At 61.2% G+C, this 299-nt stretch carries 1 pseudogene; it reads left to right on the forward strand.

Going from position 1 to position 299, the window contains the following annotated elements:
- Positions 1-299: pseudogene (locus EIK80_RS25440) on the forward strand (F0F1 ATP synthase subunit beta); the annotation flags it as partial.

The following is a 299-nucleotide window of genomic DNA, read 5'->3' on the forward strand; positions in this document are numbered from 1 at the left end:
TCGGCGATGTGACCAAGGGCCACGTCTTCGACGTGTCCGGCAACATCCTCAACAAGAAGCCGGATGAGACCATCACCGTCACCGAGCGCTGGCCTATCCACCGCAACCCGCCGGCCTTCGATCAGCTGGAGTCCAAGACCCAGATGTTCGAGACGGGCATCAAGGTCATCGACCTGCTGACCCCGTACGTGCAGGGCGGCAAGATCGGTCTGTTCGGTGGTGCAGGTGTGGGCAAGACCGTGCTGATTCAGGAAATGATTCAGCGCGTGGCCCAGAACCACGGCGGTGTGTCCGTGTTC

The sequence above is a fragment of the Caulobacter sp. 602-1 genome, from assembly GCF_003931565.1.
Classification (GTDB): Bacteria; Pseudomonadota; Alphaproteobacteria; order Caulobacterales; family Caulobacteraceae; genus Caulobacter.